This is a genomic window from Methylomonas sp. LWB, from assembly GCF_001856095.1.
Classification (GTDB): Bacteria; Pseudomonadota; Gammaproteobacteria; order Methylococcales; family Methylomonadaceae; genus Methylomonas; species Methylomonas koyamae_A.
Map to the genome: position 1 here is coordinate 186623 of NZ_MKMC01000012.1, position 18834 is coordinate 205456.

An 18834-nucleotide genomic window follows, 5' to 3' on the forward strand; every position below is an offset into this window, starting at 1 on the left:
GCATCGACATTTTAACGGTAAGCATCAATGTATATCCCTAAGCATTTCGACGAACCGCGAACCGAGGTCATGCAGGCCTTGATGCGCGATTATCCGCTGGCGACGCTGGTTACCTTAGCCGCCGACGGTCTGAACGCTAACCACATTCCACTGCAGTTGACAGACGATGGTTCGGCCTACGGTAAACTGAGCGGCCACATTGCCCGCTCGAATCCACTTTGGACCGATTTCGATCAACAGACGGAGGTGTTGGCGGTGTTTCAATCTGAAAATTCCTACATCTCGCCGTCCTGGTATGCCAGCAAACCGCAAACCGGTAAAGTGGTGCCGACCTGGAACTACGCCACCGTGCATGCTTACGGCAAACTAAGGATCATCGACGACCCAGCCTGGATTCGCCGGCAATTGGAGGATATGACGGCGGCATTCGAAGCCGGTTTTCCCGAGCCTTGGTCGGTAGCGGACGCGCCTGCCGATTTTACCGAACGCTTGATCACACAGATTGTTGGTATCGAAATCAGCGTGACGCGGTTGCAAGGCAAGTGGAAAATCAGCCAAAACCAGCCGCCGGAAAACCAAAGCAGCGTGATCACAGCTTTGCACGAGTCCGGCCAGCCGGCCATGGCGAATTTAGTCGCCGATGCAGCCAAGCCTTGAGTCCGACCATTGAGAGAAGTCGTCATGAAGCCATTTGCTGTTCGCCAAGCCACGCTGTCCGACCTGGATGTACTCATTCCGTTATTCGACGGTTACCGCCAGTTTTACGGTAAACCTAGCGATCCGAATGCGGCGAAATCGTTTTTGCGGGATCGATTCGAACACGGCGAATCGGTACTGTTCCTGGCTGAGCAGGACAATAGAGCCACCGGCTTTGTTCAGCTTTACCCCAGCTTTTCGTCAGTCTCGCTGGCTCGAACATACATTCTCAACGATCTATTCGTCGATGCCGGATTTCGTAGGCAAGGCGTTGCCGGCCGGCTAATAGCCGCAGCAGTCGAATATGCGGCTGCCTTAGACGCTGTTCGCCTGACCTTGTCAACGGCAGTAATCAACACCGAAGCGCAGGGTCTTTATCGAACAACCGGTTGGACGCGCGACGAACAGTTTTATGTCTATCATTTTCCGATCCCGGCAATTGAACCTTTAAACTATTATTGCTCGTTTGATGCTGTTATAAACCATTGATATACACGCATAATTGCAGTCTCGTCCTGGCGTCTAGCCAATATACACAAGTCAAAAGTAGTCCCCGTCGATAGAAATCCCAGTGGAGCAACGAGCCGCCCCCTTTCTAATTCCCGTTCAACTAACAATGCTGGCGCAATTGCTATACCCAGTCCGGTTGCGGCCGCCTCAAGCATCAATGAGAGATGATCGAACTGCCGGCCAGACACTAGAAAAGTCGAAGGCTTGCCGAGAGCTGTTGCCCAGTTAGACCAGGCCTGCTGATGCGAAGCGGTATGGAGTAAAGTCAGGCTTGTAAGATCTTCTGGGGTTTGAAGTTGCGACGCTAATCTAGGCGAGCAAACAGGGCCGATAGTCTCCTTCAGCAGTGGAGTCACGTTTATGTTGCGCGGCATTAAAGGATTGCCGCTCACTATCAGGGCATCAACCTGTCGATTAACCAGTTCTGCTATATCGGAACAGGTCTGCAGACGCAATCGGATGCCTGGATTAAGCGCATCAAAACTGTCAAGACGGGGGATCAGCCAGTTAGCCAAAAAGCTCCCGGGGGCACCGACCACGATTTCTTCCGGTTGTGTCTGCCGTAGGATATCCGAACAACTCGCTTCCAGCAGACTCAGGGCATGGTTGGCAGCTTGCTGGAGGCTGGCGCCAACCGTAGTCAAATGCACCCCGCCGGAGTGACGCCGGAAAACGGATTGCCCCAGCCAATCTTCCAACAGGCGAATCTGGTGACTAACGGCGCTGTGAGTTACACACAACTCTTCCGCAGCTGCAGAGAAATTTAAGTGCCGGGCAGCGGCTTCGAATACGCGCAAGGCATTGAGAGGAGGCAGGCGACGCATATTCTATGTGAGAAATATTAACAGCATGAAGTAAGAATATCTCGCTATTGACAAGGACTTAAAGTGGATATGATGCAACATATTCTAAACTCTAACGATATTAGTGATGAACTCTATTCCTGGTTATATTGGCGACGGGCCGGATGCAGATGGACAATTTGGCCGTTTTGGCGGCTGCTATATGCCGGAAACATTAATGCCGGCTTTACATGAGCTGTCACGCGTTTTCGAAGAAGCCAGCAACGATGCCCAGTTCTGGCAGCGTTACAGAGAAATTCTGGCAAACTTCGTAGGTCGTCCCAGCCCACTGTTTTTTACAGAAAATCTCACGGCCGATTTGGGCGGCGCCCGAATTTATCTGAAGCGCGAGGATCTTAACCATACAGGCGCTCACAAGATCAATAATTGCGTAGGCCAGATTCTGTTAGCTCAGCGCATGGGCAAGCGAAGAATAATTGCCGAAACAGGTGCGGGCCAGCATGGTGTGGCAACCGCTACAGTTTGCGCGCTGTTTCATCTGCAATGCGTGATCTTTATGGGAGCCGAAGACATGGCTCGGCAATCGGCTAATGTGCAACGCATGCGACTGCTGGGCGCTGAAGTCAGGCCAGTCACAACAGGCACCGCTACGCTCAAGGATGCGATGAACGAAGCGCTGCGCGATTGGCTCACGCATGTCAATAGCACCTATTACTTGCTGGGCACCGGTGCAGGACCGCATCCTTACCCGCGCATGGTCAGGGATTTTCAGCGCGTTATAGGATTAGAAACACGGGAACAAATAATTGCACAAACAGGGCGATTACCTGATGCCATGGTTGCATGTATAGGCGGAGGCTCGAATGCGATCGGTTTGTTCCATACTTTTCTGGCGGAACCGGATATTCAATTGTTTGGTGTGGAAGCCGGCGGACTAGGACTTTCCACAGGCAAGCATGCCGCTTGCCTGGGCAGAGGTCATCCTGGCGTATTACACGGCAATTTGACCTATTTGTTGCAGGATACTGATGGACAAATCCTGAACGCCCATTCGATTTCTGCCGGGCTGGATTATCCCGGCGTCGGGCCGGAGCATGCCTTGTTACATGAGTGTGGTCGAGTATGCTATGAGTCGGCCACAGATTCTGAGGCTTTGGATGCATTTCATTGGCTCTGCCGTAATGAAGGTATCTTGCCGGCGCTGGAAAGTGCCCATGCACTGGCCTTTGCCCGCAAGCTTGCGCCGACAATGTCCCCGGATGAATCTTTGGTGATTTGTCTCAGTGGGCGAGGTGACAAGGATGTGGATACTGTCTTGCGATACACAGGAGAAACCGTATGAATCGCCTTGACCTCACACTCAATCGCTTGCGTCAGCAGAAGCGTAGCGGACTGGTAACTTATTTCGCAGCCAGCGATCCAGATTTCGACACCAGTCTGAATTTGCTGAAATCTTTGGCTACTGCAGGCGCCGATATAATCGAACTAGGCCTACCGTTCAGTGATCCGGTAGCCGATGGGCCGGTGATCCAAGCCGCGCACATTCGTGCATTAGCTGCTGGACAGACGACTCAGCGCACGTTAGAACTGGTTACAAAATTGCGCGAGTGGGATAATCAGACACCTGTGGTGTTGATGGGCTACCTTAATCCGGTACTGCAGTATGGCAAAGACAACCTGATGCAGGATGCCGTCAAATCCGGTGTGGATGGTCTTATTTTAGTTGATCTACCCTTAGAATATTCAGGACCCTATCATGAAGCCGCCAGAAAAGCGGGCTTACACTTAATACGGATGACTGCACCATCAAGTGATGACGAGCGCTTGGCAAAGCTGCTACCCGAGGCAAGTGGATTTGTTTATCACGTGAATCTGAACGGTGTTACAGGCGCAGTTACAGGACCTTGTATTATCAAGTCGTGCTTTTCAAAGGATAATAGACCGTGAAAACACACCTGAGGGGCACCTCAGGTTTGGGTCGCTGGATGCCGTATCGGACCTGGAACTATTGAAGTTCGAGACGTAGATCATTGCAGCAGCGACCCGCCCTCGATCAACGATCGAACAGTCTCTTCGGCCCGGTTTCCGGCAGCCTGCATTCACAAGGTAGATCATTTGAGGTTTTCATGTCCCGCTTTTATCTCGGTATCGATGTCGCCAAAGCCAAGTTGGACTGCGCATTACGCCTGCCCAACGGTAAATTTCGCGCCAAAGTCATCCCCAATTCGCTGGAAGGCTTTACAGCCTTCTCGACGTGGCTTGCGGCACAAAAGGCCGACTCCGTGCATGTCTGCATGGAAGCCACGGGTACTTATTGGGAAGACATAGCCCAATATTTGGCGACCGCCGGCTTAACCGTCAGCGTTGTCAATCCCGCTCAAATCAAGGCCTATTCGGCTTCGCGTCTGACGCGCAGCAAAACCGACACGGTCGATGCCAAGCTAATTGCCGATTTCTGCGCCGAACGCCAACCTCTGGCTTGGCAAGCCCACAGTGAAGCGGAAGTCGCATTACGTGCGTTGGTACTGCGACTGGACGCCTTGCAAACCATGCGCACCCAGGAAAGCAACCGCTTACTGGTGGCGCGGGAGGCCGTGCGCAAGGACATTCAGCAACATCTGGATTGGCTGGATACCGCTATTAACCAACTGATCGAAGCCATCAATGACCATATCGATCACCATCCCGATCTCAAGCAACAACGCGAATTGCTCGACAGCATTCCCGGTATTGGCGAGCGTACCAGTGCCATTATCCTGGCGTTTTATGCCGATACTTCGCGCTTCGCTAATAGCCGCCAGGCCGCAGCATTTGCCGGGCTCGATCCCCGACAATACGAGTCGGGCAGTAGTATCAAAGGCAAACCCAGGCTCTCCAAGGTCGGCCACGCCTTCCTGCGCAAAGCGCTCTACATGCCTGCCATGGTGACGCTTTATAAAACAGCCTGGGGCAAACAATTTCGAAGCCGTTTAGCCGGGGCCGGCAAGCCCAATAAGCTCATTATCGGTGCCATGATGCGTAAATTGATCCATGTCGCGTTCGGCGTATTAAAATCCGCCAAACCCTTCAATTCGGCTATGCATTTGGCTTGACTTGGATAACAGTATCTACAGCCATTAGCTCTGATATGGTGACTAAGCTACGCGAATATACCGATCTGCCGATTGCAGTGGGTTTCGGAATTCGGGATAGCGCGCAGATTCAGGCTTTGGCCAAGAAAGTGGAATTGATTGTCGTCGGAACAAAACTGGTCGAGACGCTTCATCTATATGGTGTATCGGCCACAATAAATCAGATTAAGGAATACGCTGAAATTCTCGAAAACAGGAGATCCCAATAGTGCCGGCTTTTTAAGAGATGCCTACATGATTGTCGAAATCGGCATGATTACGGCCGGGAAATTGCCACTAGGAAAAAACTGATCCTCATGCTTTTCGGTCGCATTCGGAAAAAGATTGGCATTACCTACCACGATATTGCAATTTGTATCGTCGAAAGTCCAGCCTGAAATTGGGGATTTCGCGGCATGCACGGTGACAATCAACGTTTAAGTAACAAGGAGATATATCGCTCATGCTAGAACTCTACATTGCCAATAAAAACTACTCCTCATGGTCGCTAAGGCCCTGGATACTGATGCGTGAACTCGACATTCCGTTTATTGAAAAACTCGTGCCTTTTGCCGGTACGGATGAAACCAACCCATTCCATAGTTTTTCGCCGACCGGAAAAGTACCCTGTTTGATCGACGGCGAAATAGTCGTTTGGGATTCGCTGGCGATTACCGAATACTTGGCTGAGCGGACCCCGGCGGTTTGGCCAGCTGATGTCGCAGCGCGAACTTGGGCGCGTTGCGCCGTAGCGGAAATGCACTCCGGGTTTCAGGCGTTGCGGGAGTGTTGCACGATGAATTGCGGATTACGGATTCGTATTGCATCGCGTCCGCCGGCGTTAGAAAAGGATATGGCTCGACTGAATGAATTATGGCTGGAGGGCCTTACCCTCTTTGGCGGACCCTATCTGGTTGGGCCGGCATTTACCGCCGTGGACGCTTTCTTTGCGCCCGTCGCGTTTCGCGTACAAACCTATGGATTGGAGATGGCCCCGGCTTGCCGAACCTACGTCGATCGTTTGCTAGCCTTGCCGGCCATGCGTGACTGGTATGCCACTGCACTGAGCGAGACATGGCGGGATGAAAAACACGAGCAGATGGCGCGAAACGCCGGAACTTGGCTGAACGACTTTCGCGCCGCTGGTCAGTAAGCTCGGCTGCACGATTTTAGCCGAGTCATGAAATACGCTAATCGGTCCAGCCGCGTAGGGCGCATTAGCTTTATGCGTAATGCGCCGAAACATTAAAGACCAACATACGGCGCAATACGGCTACGCCTATTGATGCCCTACGGATTGCGCCTTACGGCCTTAAAACCCAAGCGACGACAACAATATGATCAAAAAAGTAGGCAACACAGCCATCAACGCCAAACACCGCGCGACATGCCATTGCGGTGCGGTGGAACTCGAACTCGATCTCCCCGACGGCATCGTCGATCCGCGCCGCTGCGATTGTTCGCTATGCCGGCGCAAAGGCGCCATTATGGCATCGGTTCCGCTATCGGGAATCAGGGTCGTCAAAGGCCAAGAGGTCTTGAAGCTTTATCAATTCAACACCATGAGCGCCAAGCATTATTTCTGTTCCAATTGCGGCATCTATACCCACCACCAGCGCCGTTCGGCGCCGGAACAATACGGCTACAATGTCGCTTGTTTGGAAGGTGTCAACCCGTTCGATTTGGGGGAAGTGCGGACCGGTGACGGTATCAATCATCCGGCGGATCGGCAGCCGCGTTGATCAGCGAGCTATCGGTCAAGATTTTTTATGTCTAATTTCCAAGACGCTCCGCTGCAGTCGAAACACCATGGCATGGAAGCTGAAAACGTATATCAGGTGTTCGATTGGCTTTGGTGTTCCGCGCAACTGACTGAGAAGGACATCGCCAAACTTCCGGCGCTTGGCATAGAGGCGGTGATTAACTTGGCGCCGCCAACGGCTAGTAACGCATTGCCAGGCGAAGCAGAATTGGTTGCGGCCCAAGGCATTGCATATATGCAAATTCCCGTGGCTTGGGAACACCCCAGACTTAATCAGTTGGAACAGTTCTTGGGTGTTATCAAGGTATTCGAAGGACATAAAGTCTGGGTGCATTGCGCAAAAAATATGCGAGCATCCTCGTTCATTTATCTCTATCGCAGGCTGTACTTGGCGGAAGAGGAGGTGATCGCATCGTATCCGATGAGCGAAATCTGGGCGCCGAATCCCATCTGGCAAACGTTTATTCGTAATGTACTGAGTACAGCGCTCTAGCTCATTCACTGGGCTGGTTGTTTCTGCAAAGCGCCAACCTGATGGGGTTTGAATGGCATATCGTTTTAAATGTACTAAGGAATCATCACGACATGATTAAAATTTGGGGAAGGCGTAGCGCATACAATGTGCAGAAGGTGTTATGGACTATTGGTGAGTTGGGTTTGGCATATCAGCATATTGATGCCGGCGGCAGTGCGGGCGGTCTCGATCAGCCCGATTTTCTAGCCATGAATCCGCATGGCCGTATACCGGTGTTGGTCGATGACGACCTGACAGTTTGGGAGTCCAACAGCATCGTCCGCTATTTGTGCGCCAATTACAGTCGAGATCATTTATGGGCCGAAGCGCCGGCAAAACGCTCGTTGGCGGCGCGCTGGATGGACTGGGAGCTGGCAACACTGCAACCAGATTTTCTGGATTTGTTTTGGGGATTTTACCGCACGCCAGAGGCACTACGGGATCAGCAGAAAATTCAGCATGCCGCTATGCGCTGCCAAAAACATTTTGCCATATTGGATGCGCATCTTGCCGAACAGGCTTTTTTGGCGGGCGATGCGTTCAGTATGGGCGATATTCCCGTCGCCACCTCACTTTATCGATATTTTGAAATGGGCATTCCCACTCCGAAAATACCTAATGTTCGCAGATGGTACGCTGCGCTTTGCGAACGTAAAGCTTACCGCGAACATATCATGACCACCTTTGATGAGTTGTACGCTCGACAAACGTTTTAATGCCGCTGGCAAGTAGAGAAAAAATGATTTTGGAAATTGCAATACTCAACGTCATTGCCGGACGGGAGCTGGAGTTTGAGACTGCCTTTCGTAAGGCGTCATGCATTATCGCCTCAATGAACGGCTATATTTCGCATCAATTACAGCGCTGCATAGAAAACCCCAACCAATATGTATTGTTGGTCAATTGGGATTCGCTGGAGGATCATACCGAAGGCTTTCGCGGCTCCGCCCAATATGATGAATGGCGTGCATTACTGCATCATTTCTATGAGCCGTTTCCGACGGTAGAACATTACTCGCTGGTGATGGCAAATCACTTCTAACACTTCTTCCTGTGTTACTGAGGAAAACGGTACTCCTAATAACAATGGCTATGGTCTTTATCGACTTCGACCAACGCCTCAATATTTAAGCAAACACAACATGCACATTTTCGAAAAACTCGGCGGCTTCGCCATCATCGTGGGAGCATTGCTGCTCAGCGCCTACGCGGTCTTATTCCCGATCTTGTTACCGTTAGGGACGGGAACCTTCGACTATGCAGAGGTCGTGCGCAGCCCAGGCTGGGTGCCTTTAGCCCTGGTGGCCTTCGCAGGCGTTTTAGCGTTGCTGGTTGGGTTCTACGCCGTTTATGCAAAAATGCGTGCCACGGCCGGTTTGCAGGGCGCCGTCGGCTTTTTATTCATCGAGGCGGCTTATTTGCTTCAGGCATGCAAAGTGACTTGGGAACTGTTTCTTTATCCCGTCATCGCCCGCTATCCGGAAACAGCCTTCCTGTTACGAGACGCCATCATAAGAAACGATCCGGCGGTCTTGGCGTTTAGAATTTCGGCCTCCGCGACGATATTGATCGGCATCGTATTGTTTTGTCTGTCGCTGTATCGTTCCACTATCTATCCCAAACCCGCGGCGGTATTGATCTTCGTAGGTGCGCTGGTTTATGCGCTGGGGCCTGCGATTTCGGTGTTCGTGTCTATCGCCGGGATTTTTACGTTTGCCATAGGCTGTATGTTGCTTGGGGTTCGCTTGCTACGTTAACAGCCGTAGCCGTTCAATCAAACCCGGTATCTTGATTGGCGAAAGCGCTAGGGCGTCTGCGCCGCCGGTGCTAACCTGCCGCCATCATGGTTTGCAGGAATTTTTACAATGAACGATATTAGCGACCCGGTTTACGCGCGGCTGCTGAAGGCGGCGCTGGAGTGTTTCCTCGCCGACGAATACCACAAGGTCACCACGCGCATGATCGCCGAAAAGGCCGGCGCCAACGTTTCGATGATTCGTTATTACTTCGGCAACAAGGAAGGACTGTACGAAGAGATGATACGCGAGACGCTGAAGCCCATCCTGGACATGCTCGACAGCGATACGCTGTCCGAGGTTGGCGGCTTCGCCGAATACCTGCGCCTGTATTACCACACCATGCGCAAGCATCCTGAATTTCCCAAGCTCATTCTCAAAGTGCTCGCCCTCAACCACGGGCCGGGCCGGCGTTTCATCCTGCAATTGCTGGAGCGCGGCCGTACCGGCGGCGCGCGGCGACTGGAACAGCTGAAGGCAAGCGGGCAGGTCGATCAGGCGATCAATCCTGATGTAGCGCGCATGGCTTTCGTCAGCCTTGCCATGATGCCGATGCTGCTCAAAGATATTTTCGAGGAACAGATGGGTGGGCAGATGGACGAAGCTTTCCTCAACGAGCTCGCCGCGCTGAACGGCAAACTATTGGCGGCTGGCATGGCCGTCACACAGCCGGGAGCATGACATGACTCTGCAAAAGAACGCCGGCGCGGTGCGCCGCTTTGCCAAACTCGCCCGGTTCGGCGCCTGGCTGCAAAACCTGCCCAACAAACTCGTGCCGGCGCCGTTCCGCTTGATCCAGATCGGTTCGGCCTTCTGGCAATCGCGGGCGCTGTATGTCGCCGCGCGGCTGGACATCGCCGGCGCACTGGCCGACGGCGAAGTTAGCGTCGAAACCTTGGCCGAACGCGTTGACGCTGATGCCGATGCGCTTTACCGCTTGCTGCGCATGCTGGCGGCGATGGGCGTGTTCGAAGAAGTCTCGCCGCGTCGCTTCCGCAACAACAAGCTTTCCTCCTGCCTGCGCCCGGGCCATCCTCACAGCGTTCGGGCGATGGTGCTGATGCACAACTCGCCGGAAATGAGCCGACCGTGGTTCGAGCAATTGGAGCAGGGCGTACGCAACGGCGGTGTACCGTTCGAACGGGCGCACGAGCAGGCGCTTTACGCCTATATGGACGGCCACCCGGAATTCGACAAACTGTTCGCGCAGGCGATGGATAGCGTGGAAGCTTTGACCGGCGACAGCTTCGCTACCGATTTCGATTGGTTGCGCTTCGAGCGCATCATCGACCTCGGTGGCTCCAAGGGCGCAAAATCGCTCGCCATACTCAAACGCCATCTGCATCTCAAGGCGCTGGTAGCCGACCGCGAACAGGTCATTCGCGGCGCGGAGCAGTTCTGGAAAGACCAGGGCGAGGGTGTCGCACTGCAACGCATGAGCTTCGAAGCCTGCGACCTGCTGCAATCCGTGCCCAAGGCGCAAAGCGGCAAGGACATCTACCTGCTGAGCGCCGTGCTGCACTGTTTCGACGACGGCGCCTGCATCGCCGCTTTATCCAAGGTGGCGAGCGCCGCTGCAGGCTTTGATGCGACTATCGCCGTGATGGAAATGGTGATGCCGGACAGCCGGACCGACATCGCCACGGCCGCGTTCGACATGCAAATGTTCGTCAACACGCGCGGTCGGGAACGGACGCTGGCGGAATGGCGGCGCCTGTTCGATCAGAGCGGATTGGTGCTTCAGGAGATGGTGGGCTTGCAGACGTTTGGGAAAATACTGGTGCTGCGGGCGGCTCAATCTACCGGTCGAGGGGGGCGAAAGCCTTTTCAGGATCGGATGGCTTAGGGAGTGATCCGAATGAACGCATGCGCCATTAAGAGTTGACGGTAACTTGATCGTCAACCGTGGTTGACGTGCGCGTCATTCCTCGGCGGGTATGTTTAAGCACAGCGGTCGGACCAATGCGCAAGCCATTTGTTCTATGCATCCCTCATGTCAACTTAGCACGCTCAGTCAGGCGGTATTAATTGAAGCTTGTTACAGTGCATCTCGATTGAGGAGGTATAGAGGTGAACAACAAAACGGCCAGCGCGGCCTATGCGACGCGCTTCGATCGGGTTTTCGATTACATAGACAAGCATCTGTTCGAGCCGCTGTCGATAAACGAACTGAGCAAACAAGCAAATTTTTCCCGATTTCACTTTCAACGGCAATTTTCCGCTTACACCGGATTGAGTACGACGCGTTACATTCAGTTATTGCGACTACGCAAGGCTTCGTACCAACTGGTATTTCAGGAGAGGCGCCGCATTACCGACATTGCGTTGGAAACTGGTTTTGGCAATGCGGAATCGTTCTCCCGCGCGTTCAAAAACTGCTTCGGACAAACGCCTACTCAATTCAGAACGCAGCCTGCATGGCAGCCTTGGAACGAGCGCATGCAATTACCCAAACGAATCAGGAGTCCCCAGATGAATGTAACAACCGTCGATTTTTCAGAAACCATGATCGCAGTCTTGGAGCACCGTGGATCACATACCCTTGTGATGGATTCGGTCAGGAAATTCATCGACTGGCGCAAGCAAAGCGGATTGTCACCGGTCGCCAGCAGCCGTACGTTTGGTATCGCGTATGACGATCCGGTGGTCACGCCCGCAGAATCATTCCGATTCGATGTTTGCGGCGAGGTCAAGCACCCCGTGCCGGCAAATCCGCAAGGGGTGGTTAACAAACGGATTCCGGAAGGACGTTGCGCGGTGGTGCGTCATATCGGCTCGACCGACCGCATTAGCGACAGTGTTTATTATCTCTACCGGGAGTGGTTGCCGGAAAGCGGTGAGGAACTGCGCGATTTTCCGCTGTTTTTCCACTACATCAAACGGGTGCCTGAAACGCCCGAACACGAACAGGTTACGGATGTTTATCTGCCTTTGGTGTAAGCGGAAAGCGGTCGAACTGTCGAGCTAGGGTTAAACTCGGCTTGCGTGGAGAGCAGGGCGGGGGGCGATAACCTTTGCCACCTGGGAAATGGCGGAAGACTAGGATTTGGCTTTTACGATGGCCTATAGGGAGAAGAGTGAATAAGCAGGCGCGTCATTGGTGCCAAAAAATCAGAACTGCGACGGCCTTGGTAAACACCTGCGCTTAGTCGACCTGCGTCGATTTCTTCCGCAACAAGTAGCCGGAATAGGCCACGTGTTCCCGGCCGTCGACATTGACTAGGATTGAAGTAGCGGAAAACACTTTCTCGAATGCCGGTAGTAACGAACAATCGATCAAACCAGCGTTGCGCGGTGTGGCGGATCTGAGATTCCTTATCTGCACCAAAAAGCCAATCATCACTATCCAATAACCAGAGAATCAAGTTAAACAACTGGTTTCCGTGGCGATGAACGGGTGAATCTTGGCGCCTCGGCCTTTGTTCAAGACCTGAATGAAGAGATCATTGATGAGACTTACGTCGCCTCGTGGACAAAGACATCCACGGGCCATTCCGAGACGCCATAGTTGTAGCGATTGCCAACGCCGGCGGCCAGATCCGTCAACAGAATCGAATCAATGGTGCTGCCAACCATGCCATCCGACAATGAGTCAAAGCCAATGTGAGCGACTTGGACTTTAGTGGCGAGCCGCAGGGATGCGGAGTCACCAGAAAAACATCATAATTTCAGTGTGAAATTTTCTGATAATAAAGAGTGTGTTGTGAAGATCTGGCACCTAAAACCAAGGAATGGAGACGATGAGGCGTTTCATTAGTGACAGTATAGGTTTTAGTATAGTAAATTATTTTTAGTAAAAAAAATCCTTATATTACATAGGTAATACACTGCTGCATCATCGGCGTGTGTTGGATTTCGCTGCCTTGCTTGCTGTCTTGTTTTATTTGGAGATTCATTCGTAAATTAATGAAATAACAGATAATTGTTCTATGCTATGCGTCGGTTTTCGCCAACTACACTTTTCAAAACTTCCCGGCACGTTGCTGTTTAGCATAGGTTTTTTCGGGCTATATTCGATCATCGATCAACATAAAAAACGATATTAAAAACAATTCGATACCTGCGCCGCTATAGCTTTTCAGTCAGGACGCCAGATGACTTTTGCCGATTATCCAGGGCTGTATTTGCCCGTCACGGGGCTGTGTCGCATAAATCGCCGACGGTCTCCATAATACAAGGGAAGTCATTGAACACAAGCCGAAACGCCCAAGCCAGAACCCTTGAAATTCCTAACCACTACCTGGCGAGACTATAACCAATCCCTGTGAAGCCGTGGCTTTATGCAGCTATGGATTGGCTGGCACCTGCCCGTGGTCGGCGAGGCCCGGCCGAGAAATTTTAGGATGCGGCGATCCGGTTTTGTTTGATGATCAAAAACTTGTTCGGTTTGGCGCAGCGGCAAGCCAGCCGGATGGTCGCCAGTATATTGAAATTGTTTGGCCTTGATTGGGTTAAGCCCTATTACCCGACGCTTTGCCGTTGCCAGCAACATGTGCCGGTGTGTATTTCCTATCGCGCCCATCCCAATGGCTTGCATCTACTTGTCGATCGCTCCGCGGTAAAGATGTTGGGCGAAGGCAAGTGTCCAAAGCATAAATGCAAAACCAAGAAACACGGCGTGGAGTATCGCCGCCAATCGCGCAAGGTTCAGCTGGGAGTCGACGCCGAAACTCCGGAATTCGGGCCATAGAGGTGAGCTCGAATTGGGTCGGTCGGCCAATCGCGGTAGCTAACTCCTAAAACCGTCCGGCGGGTTTGGGGTAAGGGGAGTTTGCTTGATCAGGGATTTGTGCAACAAAGCGGTCACGAACGACCGGTCCAGGAACGTATTCAACTCGTAGCATTGATTTTGGCCGGTGTCGCGGCGGTTCCGGAGGCTCTGATGGATTTACCGGTGGTGAAGCCTGAACGGGAAAGCCGATTGCAAGAATTCGAGAACATTAGGAGTAAGGCCATTTCTGGGATCAAGTCAAAGCGCGTATAAAACACGGGTCATGGCGCACCGTCAAAGTTTACCGGGCGAGCCTTACGTGAAATTGTTGCGGTGCGAGAGTGGCGCGAGTCGCGGATTGCCGGACTTGGGGCGGGTATTCGTCGCCGCGCTTTCCGTAAAGCCTCTTGTTTAGCGAAAGCGGTAAACTGATTCAGTGGTTGTCGGTGTCGCAAAACCGATCCGATGGGGTAATGCCGAGATGATCGACTTGACGCCGGTTGCGTTTAAGCGGTCGCGGCAGCCGCTCAGTTTTGGAAACCGGTCGCAACCAGAGTATAGGGGGATGCTCGGGAAGGGCGCGGGGATCTTGCCCTCCGCTTCGTTACTGGTTCGGGATTAACTCGATACTCAATTGGCTGGCTTTGATGCAGTCGGCATAAGTTTCGTCGGCGTTGTCGGCATTCCTGGCCCGGTTTAGGCATATGGTTGATACCTTGAGATACTGCGCCGTGTCCGCGCGCGCTACCGGCCATTTGGCGTAATCCATGCAGGCGGTGAAGCGTCCGGCGTCCGGGACGGTCGGTATTTCGACGACACTGAGCGCATGCGGCGTGGGCACTTTGATGGCTTCCATGCGCATCGATGCTTGGCTGCAACGCATCGCGTCGGCCGCGTAACCGCGATGGTCGTTCGGGTCGCGGTGGGCGACCGGGCCGGACGAGGCGCAAGCGGCCAGCAAGCCGGCGCAGAGAATGAATGCTGTGATGTTTGTCATGAGCTATCTCCCATATCAGAAGCCGTTGACAGTGCGAGCGGCCGATGGAATGCCGCGACGGCTCGGCAGAAGTGACGGCGGAACATCCGCCGGGTTTGGCGTCTAGCGACGAGCGCGTGGAAAGTACCTTTTAGTATAGCCCGGACTGGGCGCTTGGCTAGAGCAAAACCTTGGTTGACCGTGTTCGAGATTAAGCGGCGCCCGCTTGGCATTCGAAGGCTTACCCTGGCTTGGCCCGGCAGCCGCGATGAAAATCCGCCGCCGGATTTCAGCCGAGCCGCATTCCGGCTACACTAGCGGACTGATAGCGCTACGTTTGCCGCCTTGCAAACGAGACGAGCTAATTATGATTCGGCCTGTTGATGATTGAATCTACCGCCGCGCTCCCTTCGGCTCCGCTCAGGGGGCGGCGGCTCCGCTCAGGGGGAGGCGGCTACGCTCAGGGGGAGGCGGCTACGGGAACGCGCGCAGTCGTTCGCTTCGACTCCGTGTTGGGAGCGGCGGTCGTTCCCAGAGTGAAGTCGTCCTTCTCTGAACGGAGCCGTCGTTCCCACAGTGAAGCCGTCCTTCTTTGAGCGGAGCTGTCGCTCCCTGAGCGGACGGTCGTTCCCAGAGTGAGGCCGTCGTTCCTTGGGCGGAGCTGTCGCTCCCTGAGCGGGCGGTCGTTCCCAGAGTGAGGCCGTCGTTCCTTGGGCGGAGCTGTCACTCCCTGAGCGGGCGGTCATACCCTTAGTGAAGCCGTCCTTCTCTGAGCGGAGCCGTCGTTCCCTGAGCGGAGCCGAAGGGAACCTCTCAAAAGCTCAACCAAACGATAAACCTGAACCCCGGTAACGCCGGTAAACCAACAGCACACATATAGACTTCACCATGCGCCGTTTCCGTATCGCATTTTCCTTCGCCGGCGAAAAGCGCCAATTCGTCGAACAGATGGCCGACTTATTGGCCGAACATTTCAGTAAAGCCGAGATTCTTTATGATCGTTATCACCGGGCCGAATTTTCCCGTAGCGATCTGGCATTTTATTTGCCGGATCTGTACGAGCAGGAAGCGGATTTGGTGGTCGCGGTGTTTTGCCCGGATTACGAAACCAAGGAATGGTGCGGCTTGGAATGGAACGCGATTTATGGCTTGCTGAAAGCCCGCAAAGTCGGCGAAGTCATGTTGACCCGCTTCAATAAAGTCGAAGGCAAGGGTTTGCGAGGTTTAGCCGGTTATACCGATCTCGACGACATCAGCCCCGCCGAAACCGCCGATTTGATTCTGGAGCGCTTGGCGCTGAACGCCGATAAGCCGGCGGATTATTACCTCAGCGGCCGGCACAAAACCACGCCAATCAAGCTGCAAGCCGCGATTCCCAACAATCTGCCGCGCCTGCAATATTTCTTCGGCCGCGACGGCGAGCTGCAAAAAATCGCGGAGTCCCTGGCCGAAGACGCGCGCGGCTGGGGCGCGCTGATCGACGGGCCGGGTGGCATCGGCAAGACCGCGTTGGCGGTACGCGCGGCGGAATCCGTGCCCGCCGGCCGCTTCGAACGCATCGTGTTTCTGTCGGCCAAGGAGCGAGAACTGACCGCCGACGGCCAACGCGCGTTGGGCCATTTCGTGTTACCCGGCTACCTGGAAATGTTGAACGCGATCGCCCGAGAATTGGCGCAGCCCGAATTGACCAAACTGGCCGATCTGGAACGCACCGAGGCGATGTTGCGCGTGTTGCGGGGCGTAAACGTGTTGCTGGTATTGGACAATCTGGAAACCTTGCCGGAAACCGACCGGGACCAATTGTTTGCGTTTTTGAACCGCTTGCCGCGCAGTTGTAGCGCCTTGGTCACCAGCCGGCGCCGCGCCGACGCCAGTGCGGTAACGGTGCGTCTGGATAAACTGGATTGGCCGGCCGCCGAACAACTGTTGACGGAAATGGCGCGCGACAATCGCTTGTTGAATGAAGCTGGCGGCGCGGAACGGCGCAGCCTGTACGACGAGACCGGCGGCAATCCCTTATTGATGCGTTGGCTGGCCGGCCAACTGGGCTTGGGCCGCTGCAAAACCGTGGCGGCGGCGCTGGCGTTTTTACGCGCCGCGCCGGCCAATAACAACCCGTTGGAATTCGTGTTCGGCGACTTGCTGGACAGCTTTACCGCCGCCGAAACCCAAGTGCTGGCGGCGCTGGCGCATTTCACGCTGCCGACGACGCTCAAACTCATTGCCGAATTGGCCGAGATTAACGAGCTGGCCGCCGAACATGCCCTTGGCGGACTCGCGGCCCGCGCGCTGGTGGTACCGGACACCGAAGAGCGCCGTTTTGTGTTGGTGCCCTTGGTCGCCGATTTTTTGCGCCGCCGCCGGCCGGAAACAGTCGCGGCCGCCGGCGGCCGGCTGGAGCAGCGCGCCTATGCGCTGATCGTCGAAAACGGTTATCAAAACTATGATCGTTTTGCGGTACTTGATATGGAATGGCCTAGCTTGGCATCGGCCTTGCCGATTTTGCTGGCAGGTTCCAATGAGCGCATGCAAACGGTTTGCTATGCATTACGAGATTTTTTGGATTTCACCGGCCGCTGGGACGAATGGCTGGCGCTGGAAACCGATGCGGAAGCCAAGGCGCTGGCCGCGTGGGATGATTTGAGCGCCGGTTGGCGAGCTTATCAAGCCGGTTTTGTGTACTATTTACGCGGTCAAGCCGAGTCGGTGCTGGTTAGCGCCGAACGGGCCGAACGGCATTGGCAGGAAGCGGAACAGGCCGGTCAATGGGTAACTCGAGAAAAGGCGGCCGCCATTCGCCTGAAAGGTTCGGGATATGAATTGCGAGAAGATTACCCTTCAGCGATCGAAGCTTTTCGTCGAGCTCTCGAATTACTTCGCAGCCTGAATTCGGAGAGCGACGATGTGGCAATAGTATTATTCGATCTTGCTGATGTTGAGAGGTCGTCAGGCGATCTGGAGGCTGCCGAGCGCGATTACCGCGAGGCCTTTCGGATTGCAAAAAAACTATCTCACCCGGAAGGGATTGCCTGCGGCACCGGCAGTTTGGCTGGATTAGCGCTCGACCGGAACGACTGGCCGACCGCCGAATCCTTGGCCCGCGAAGCCTTGAGCTTATCCGAAGCCTTAGGTCGCCGAGCGTTGGTAGCAGCAAATCAACTGCGTATTGCCCATGCCTTGATTCGGCAGGGCAAGGGTGAGAAAGCCTTGCCGTATGCCGAAAAGGCGGTGGAAATTTATACCCCGCTCGGTTCCAAGGACCTTAAACATGCGCTGGAAACTCTGGCCGAATGCCGCCAGCCGGCCCGCGAAGGCTGATTTCTCTGTTTCGTCATCGACGCCCAGGCTTTGGACCGGAACCTTCCGCCTCCAAGCCTCGGCCGTGTCGTTCGAAACCGCAGGCTTCAACAATCGAACCCCGGCGTTGATATTCCAAAACGCAACTGTCGGTGAATTAAGTACAGCCTTCCATCCCGAACACTCAAGCGCATCGGATGAATCAGCGGCATTGTCCGATTAACACCGGGCCGTTTCTGTTGAACAGCGAAGTCTCTCCGATTAACACTGGGCCGTCTCTGTTGAACATCGGCAGTCCTCCGAATGACATCGGACGGTCTCCGCCGAACACCGGGACTTGCTCGTCCAACACGCAAGCTTCTCCGGCAAACAGCGGCCCGGCTCCAATCGACACGCAACGGTGCTATTTCATCGTAAACGCGTGACTGTTCATCGCAAATGCGCCGGTGTTTATCGTAGAACGTTGCCTGTCGCGCGATGAGGCTTGGGTATTTATCGAGAAAGGCCGAGTGTTCATCCAGGACGCGCGCGCGTTGATCGGGCGAGGTTGCGTGTTCAACACAGACTCTTCGCTGTGCGGAACGGAACGCTCGCTGTCGAACATGGGCTGTTGCGGGTTCGGCACGGCATGCCGAGCGATGTTTCCGCGCCGGCCGGCA

20 protein-coding genes and 1 pseudogene are annotated in these 18834 nt (G+C 54.3%); 17 read left to right on the forward strand and 4 right to left on the reverse strand.

The window, feature by feature from the left end:
• Window positions 1–27 precede the first annotated feature (27 nt).
• Together BJL95_RS06760 and BJL95_RS06765 are read left to right on the forward strand one after the other, a co-directional pair.
• Window positions 28–657: an FMN-binding negative transcriptional regulator gene (locus tag BJL95_RS06760; protein WP_071156523.1), complete on the forward strand. Its 630-nt coding sequence runs from the start codon at window positions 28–30 to the stop codon at window positions 655–657.
• 9 nt (window positions 658–666) lie between these two features.
• A complete protein-coding gene (locus BJL95_RS06765) occupies window positions 667–1185 on the forward strand; it encodes an N-acetyltransferase (RefSeq protein ID WP_254786709.1) in 519 nt (172 codons plus the stop codon).
• Here BJL95_RS06765 and BJL95_RS23735 read toward each other — a convergent pair.
• Complete coding sequence (locus BJL95_RS23735) at window positions 1152–2030, reverse strand: LysR substrate-binding domain-containing protein (protein WP_083385739.1); 879 nt, start codon at window positions 2028–2030, stop codon at window positions 1152–1154. The two genes, BJL95_RS06765 and BJL95_RS23735, sit on opposite strands and share 34 nt — an antisense overlap.
• A gap of 106 nt (window positions 2031–2136) precedes the next feature.
• On the opposite strand from BJL95_RS23735, the gene trpB reads away from it, so the two are divergent.
• The 13 genes from trpB (at window position 2137) to BJL95_RS06830 (ending at window position 12131) form a co-directional block, all read left to right on the forward strand.
• Complete coding sequence (gene trpB / locus BJL95_RS06770) at window positions 2137–3351, forward strand: tryptophan synthase subunit beta (RefSeq protein WP_071156528.1); 1215 nt, start codon at window positions 2137–2139, stop codon at window positions 3349–3351.
• Window positions 3348–3956, forward strand: coding sequence for a tryptophan synthase subunit alpha (gene trpA / locus BJL95_RS06775; RefSeq protein WP_083385741.1), 609 nt, complete (start codon window positions 3348–3350; stop codon window positions 3954–3956). Before trpB ends, trpA begins: the two co-directional genes overlap by 4 nt.
• Before the next feature lie 179 nt (window positions 3957–4135).
• Entirely contained in the window at window positions 4136–5101 is a 966-nt protein-coding gene (locus BJL95_RS06780; RefSeq protein ID WP_071156530.1) for an IS110 family transposase, read from the forward strand.
• A 35-nt stretch (window positions 5102–5136) separates the two neighbouring features.
• Window positions 5137–5349: a tryptophan synthase subunit alpha gene (locus BJL95_RS26005; protein ID WP_071156532.1), complete on the forward strand. Its 213-nt coding sequence runs from the start codon at window positions 5137–5139 to the stop codon at window positions 5347–5349.
• 233 nt (window positions 5350–5582) lie between these two features.
• Window positions 5583–6272, forward strand: a complete 690-nt coding sequence (locus BJL95_RS06790; RefSeq protein ID WP_071156534.1) for a glutathione S-transferase family protein — start codon at window positions 5583–5585, stop codon at window positions 6270–6272.
• 184 nt (window positions 6273–6456) lie between these two features.
• Window positions 6457–6861, forward strand: coding sequence for a GFA family protein (locus tag BJL95_RS06795; protein WP_071156536.1), 405 nt, complete (start codon window positions 6457–6459; stop codon window positions 6859–6861).
• A gap of 27 nt (window positions 6862–6888) precedes the next feature.
• Window positions 6889–7374: a protein tyrosine phosphatase family protein gene (locus BJL95_RS06800; protein ID WP_071156538.1), complete on the forward strand. Its 486-nt coding sequence runs from the start codon at window positions 6889–6891 to the stop codon at window positions 7372–7374.
• 92 nt (window positions 7375–7466) lie between these two features.
• Window positions 7467–8111, forward strand: a complete 645-nt coding sequence (locus BJL95_RS06805; protein WP_071156540.1) for a glutathione S-transferase family protein — start codon at window positions 7467–7469, stop codon at window positions 8109–8111.
• Between the two features lie 23 nt (window positions 8112–8134).
• Entirely contained in the window at window positions 8135–8437 is a 303-nt protein-coding gene (locus tag BJL95_RS06810; RefSeq protein WP_071157036.1) for an antibiotic biosynthesis monooxygenase, read from the forward strand.
• A 100-nt stretch (window positions 8438–8537) separates the two neighbouring features.
• A complete protein-coding gene (locus BJL95_RS06815) occupies window positions 8538–9152 on the forward strand; it encodes a hypothetical protein (protein WP_071156542.1) in 615 nt (204 codons plus the stop codon).
• A gap of 108 nt (window positions 9153–9260) precedes the next feature.
• Window positions 9261–9872: a TetR/AcrR family transcriptional regulator gene (locus BJL95_RS06820; protein ID WP_071156544.1), complete on the forward strand. Its 612-nt coding sequence runs from the start codon at window positions 9261–9263 to the stop codon at window positions 9870–9872.
• 1 nt (window position 9873) lies between these two features.
• Complete coding sequence (locus tag BJL95_RS06825; protein ID WP_071156546.1) at window positions 9874–11037, forward strand: methyltransferase; 1164 nt, start codon at window positions 9874–9876, stop codon at window positions 11035–11037.
• A gap of 224 nt (window positions 11038–11261) precedes the next feature.
• On the forward strand, window positions 11262–12131 hold the full coding sequence (locus tag BJL95_RS06830; RefSeq protein WP_071156548.1) for a GyrI-like domain-containing protein: 870 nt from the start codon (window positions 11262–11264) through the stop codon (window positions 12129–12131).
• 113 nt (window positions 12132–12244) lie between these two features.
• On the opposite strand, the gene BJL95_RS23740 is transcribed toward BJL95_RS06830, so the two are convergent.
• A complete protein-coding gene (locus tag BJL95_RS23740; protein ID WP_083385744.1) occupies window positions 12245–12565 on the reverse strand; it encodes a hypothetical protein in 321 nt (106 codons plus the stop codon).
• Between the two features lie 2 nt (window positions 12566–12567).
• A pseudogene (locus BJL95_RS24510) lies at window positions 12568–12806 on the reverse strand (conjugal transfer protein); the annotation flags it as partial.
• A 736-nt stretch (window positions 12807–13542) separates the two neighbouring features.
• Here BJL95_RS24510 and BJL95_RS06840 point away from each other — a divergent pair.
• Window positions 13543–13881: a transposase gene (locus tag BJL95_RS06840; protein ID WP_281023388.1), complete on the forward strand. Its 339-nt coding sequence runs from the start codon at window positions 13543–13545 to the stop codon at window positions 13879–13881.
• A 625-nt stretch (window positions 13882–14506) separates the two neighbouring features.
• On the opposite strand, the gene BJL95_RS06845 is transcribed toward BJL95_RS06840, so the two are convergent.
• On the reverse strand, window positions 14507–14899 hold the full coding sequence (locus tag BJL95_RS06845; RefSeq protein WP_071156554.1) for a hypothetical protein: 393 nt from the start codon (window positions 14897–14899) through the stop codon (window positions 14507–14509).
• Window positions 14900–15766: 867 nt separating this feature from the next.
• On the opposite strand from BJL95_RS06845, the gene BJL95_RS06850 reads away from it, so the two are divergent.
• Window positions 15767–18196 carry a tetratricopeptide repeat protein gene (locus BJL95_RS06850; protein WP_071156556.1) on the forward strand — a complete coding sequence of 810 codons (2430 nt, stop codon included), beginning with the start codon at window positions 15767–15769 and terminating at the stop codon, window positions 18194–18196.
• Window positions 18197–18834: the final 638 nt, after the last annotated feature.

Excerpts from the sequence above, each read along its gene's own strand:
- BJL95_RS06850 (WP_071156556.1), top strand. The coding sequence starts at position 15,767 with ATGCGCCGTTTCCGTATCGCATTTTCCTTCGCCGGCGAAAAGCGCCAA.
- trpA (WP_083385741.1), top strand. The coding sequence starts at position 3,348 with ATGAATCGCCTTGACCTCACACTCAATCGCTTGCGTCAGCAGAAGCGT.
- BJL95_RS23735 (WP_083385739.1), bottom strand. The coding sequence starts at position 2,030 with ATGCGTCGCCTGCCTCCTCTCAATGCCTTGCGCGTATTCGAAGCCGCT.
- BJL95_RS06810 (WP_071157036.1), top strand. The coding sequence starts at position 8,135 with ATGATTTTGGAAATTGCAATACTCAACGTCATTGCCGGACGGGAGCTG.
- BJL95_RS06805 (WP_071156540.1), top strand. The coding sequence starts at position 7,467 with ATGATTAAAATTTGGGGAAGGCGTAGCGCATACAATGTGCAGAAGGTG.
- BJL95_RS06820 (WP_071156544.1), top strand. The coding sequence starts at position 9,261 with ATGAACGATATTAGCGACCCGGTTTACGCGCGGCTGCTGAAGGCGGCG.
- BJL95_RS06815 (WP_071156542.1), top strand. The coding sequence starts at position 8,538 with ATGCACATTTTCGAAAAACTCGGCGGCTTCGCCATCATCGTGGGAGCA.
- BJL95_RS06760 (WP_071156523.1), top strand. The coding sequence starts at position 28 with ATGTATATCCCTAAGCATTTCGACGAACCGCGAACCGAGGTCATGCAG.
- trpB (WP_071156528.1), top strand. The coding sequence starts at position 2,137 with ATGAACTCTATTCCTGGTTATATTGGCGACGGGCCGGATGCAGATGGA.
- BJL95_RS06845 (WP_071156554.1), bottom strand. The coding sequence starts at position 14,899 with ATGACAAACATCACAGCATTCATTCTCTGCGCCGGCTTGCTGGCCGCT.
- BJL95_RS06800 (WP_071156538.1), top strand. The coding sequence starts at position 6,889 with ATGTCTAATTTCCAAGACGCTCCGCTGCAGTCGAAACACCATGGCATG.
- BJL95_RS26005 (WP_071156532.1), top strand. The coding sequence starts at position 5,137 with ATGGTGACTAAGCTACGCGAATATACCGATCTGCCGATTGCAGTGGGT.
- BJL95_RS06780 (WP_071156530.1), top strand. The coding sequence starts at position 4,136 with ATGTCCCGCTTTTATCTCGGTATCGATGTCGCCAAAGCCAAGTTGGAC.
- BJL95_RS06825 (WP_071156546.1), top strand. The coding sequence starts at position 9,874 with ATGACTCTGCAAAAGAACGCCGGCGCGGTGCGCCGCTTTGCCAAACTC.
- BJL95_RS06795 (WP_071156536.1), top strand. The coding sequence starts at position 6,457 with ATGATCAAAAAAGTAGGCAACACAGCCATCAACGCCAAACACCGCGCG.
- BJL95_RS06790 (WP_071156534.1), top strand. The coding sequence starts at position 5,583 with ATGCTAGAACTCTACATTGCCAATAAAAACTACTCCTCATGGTCGCTA.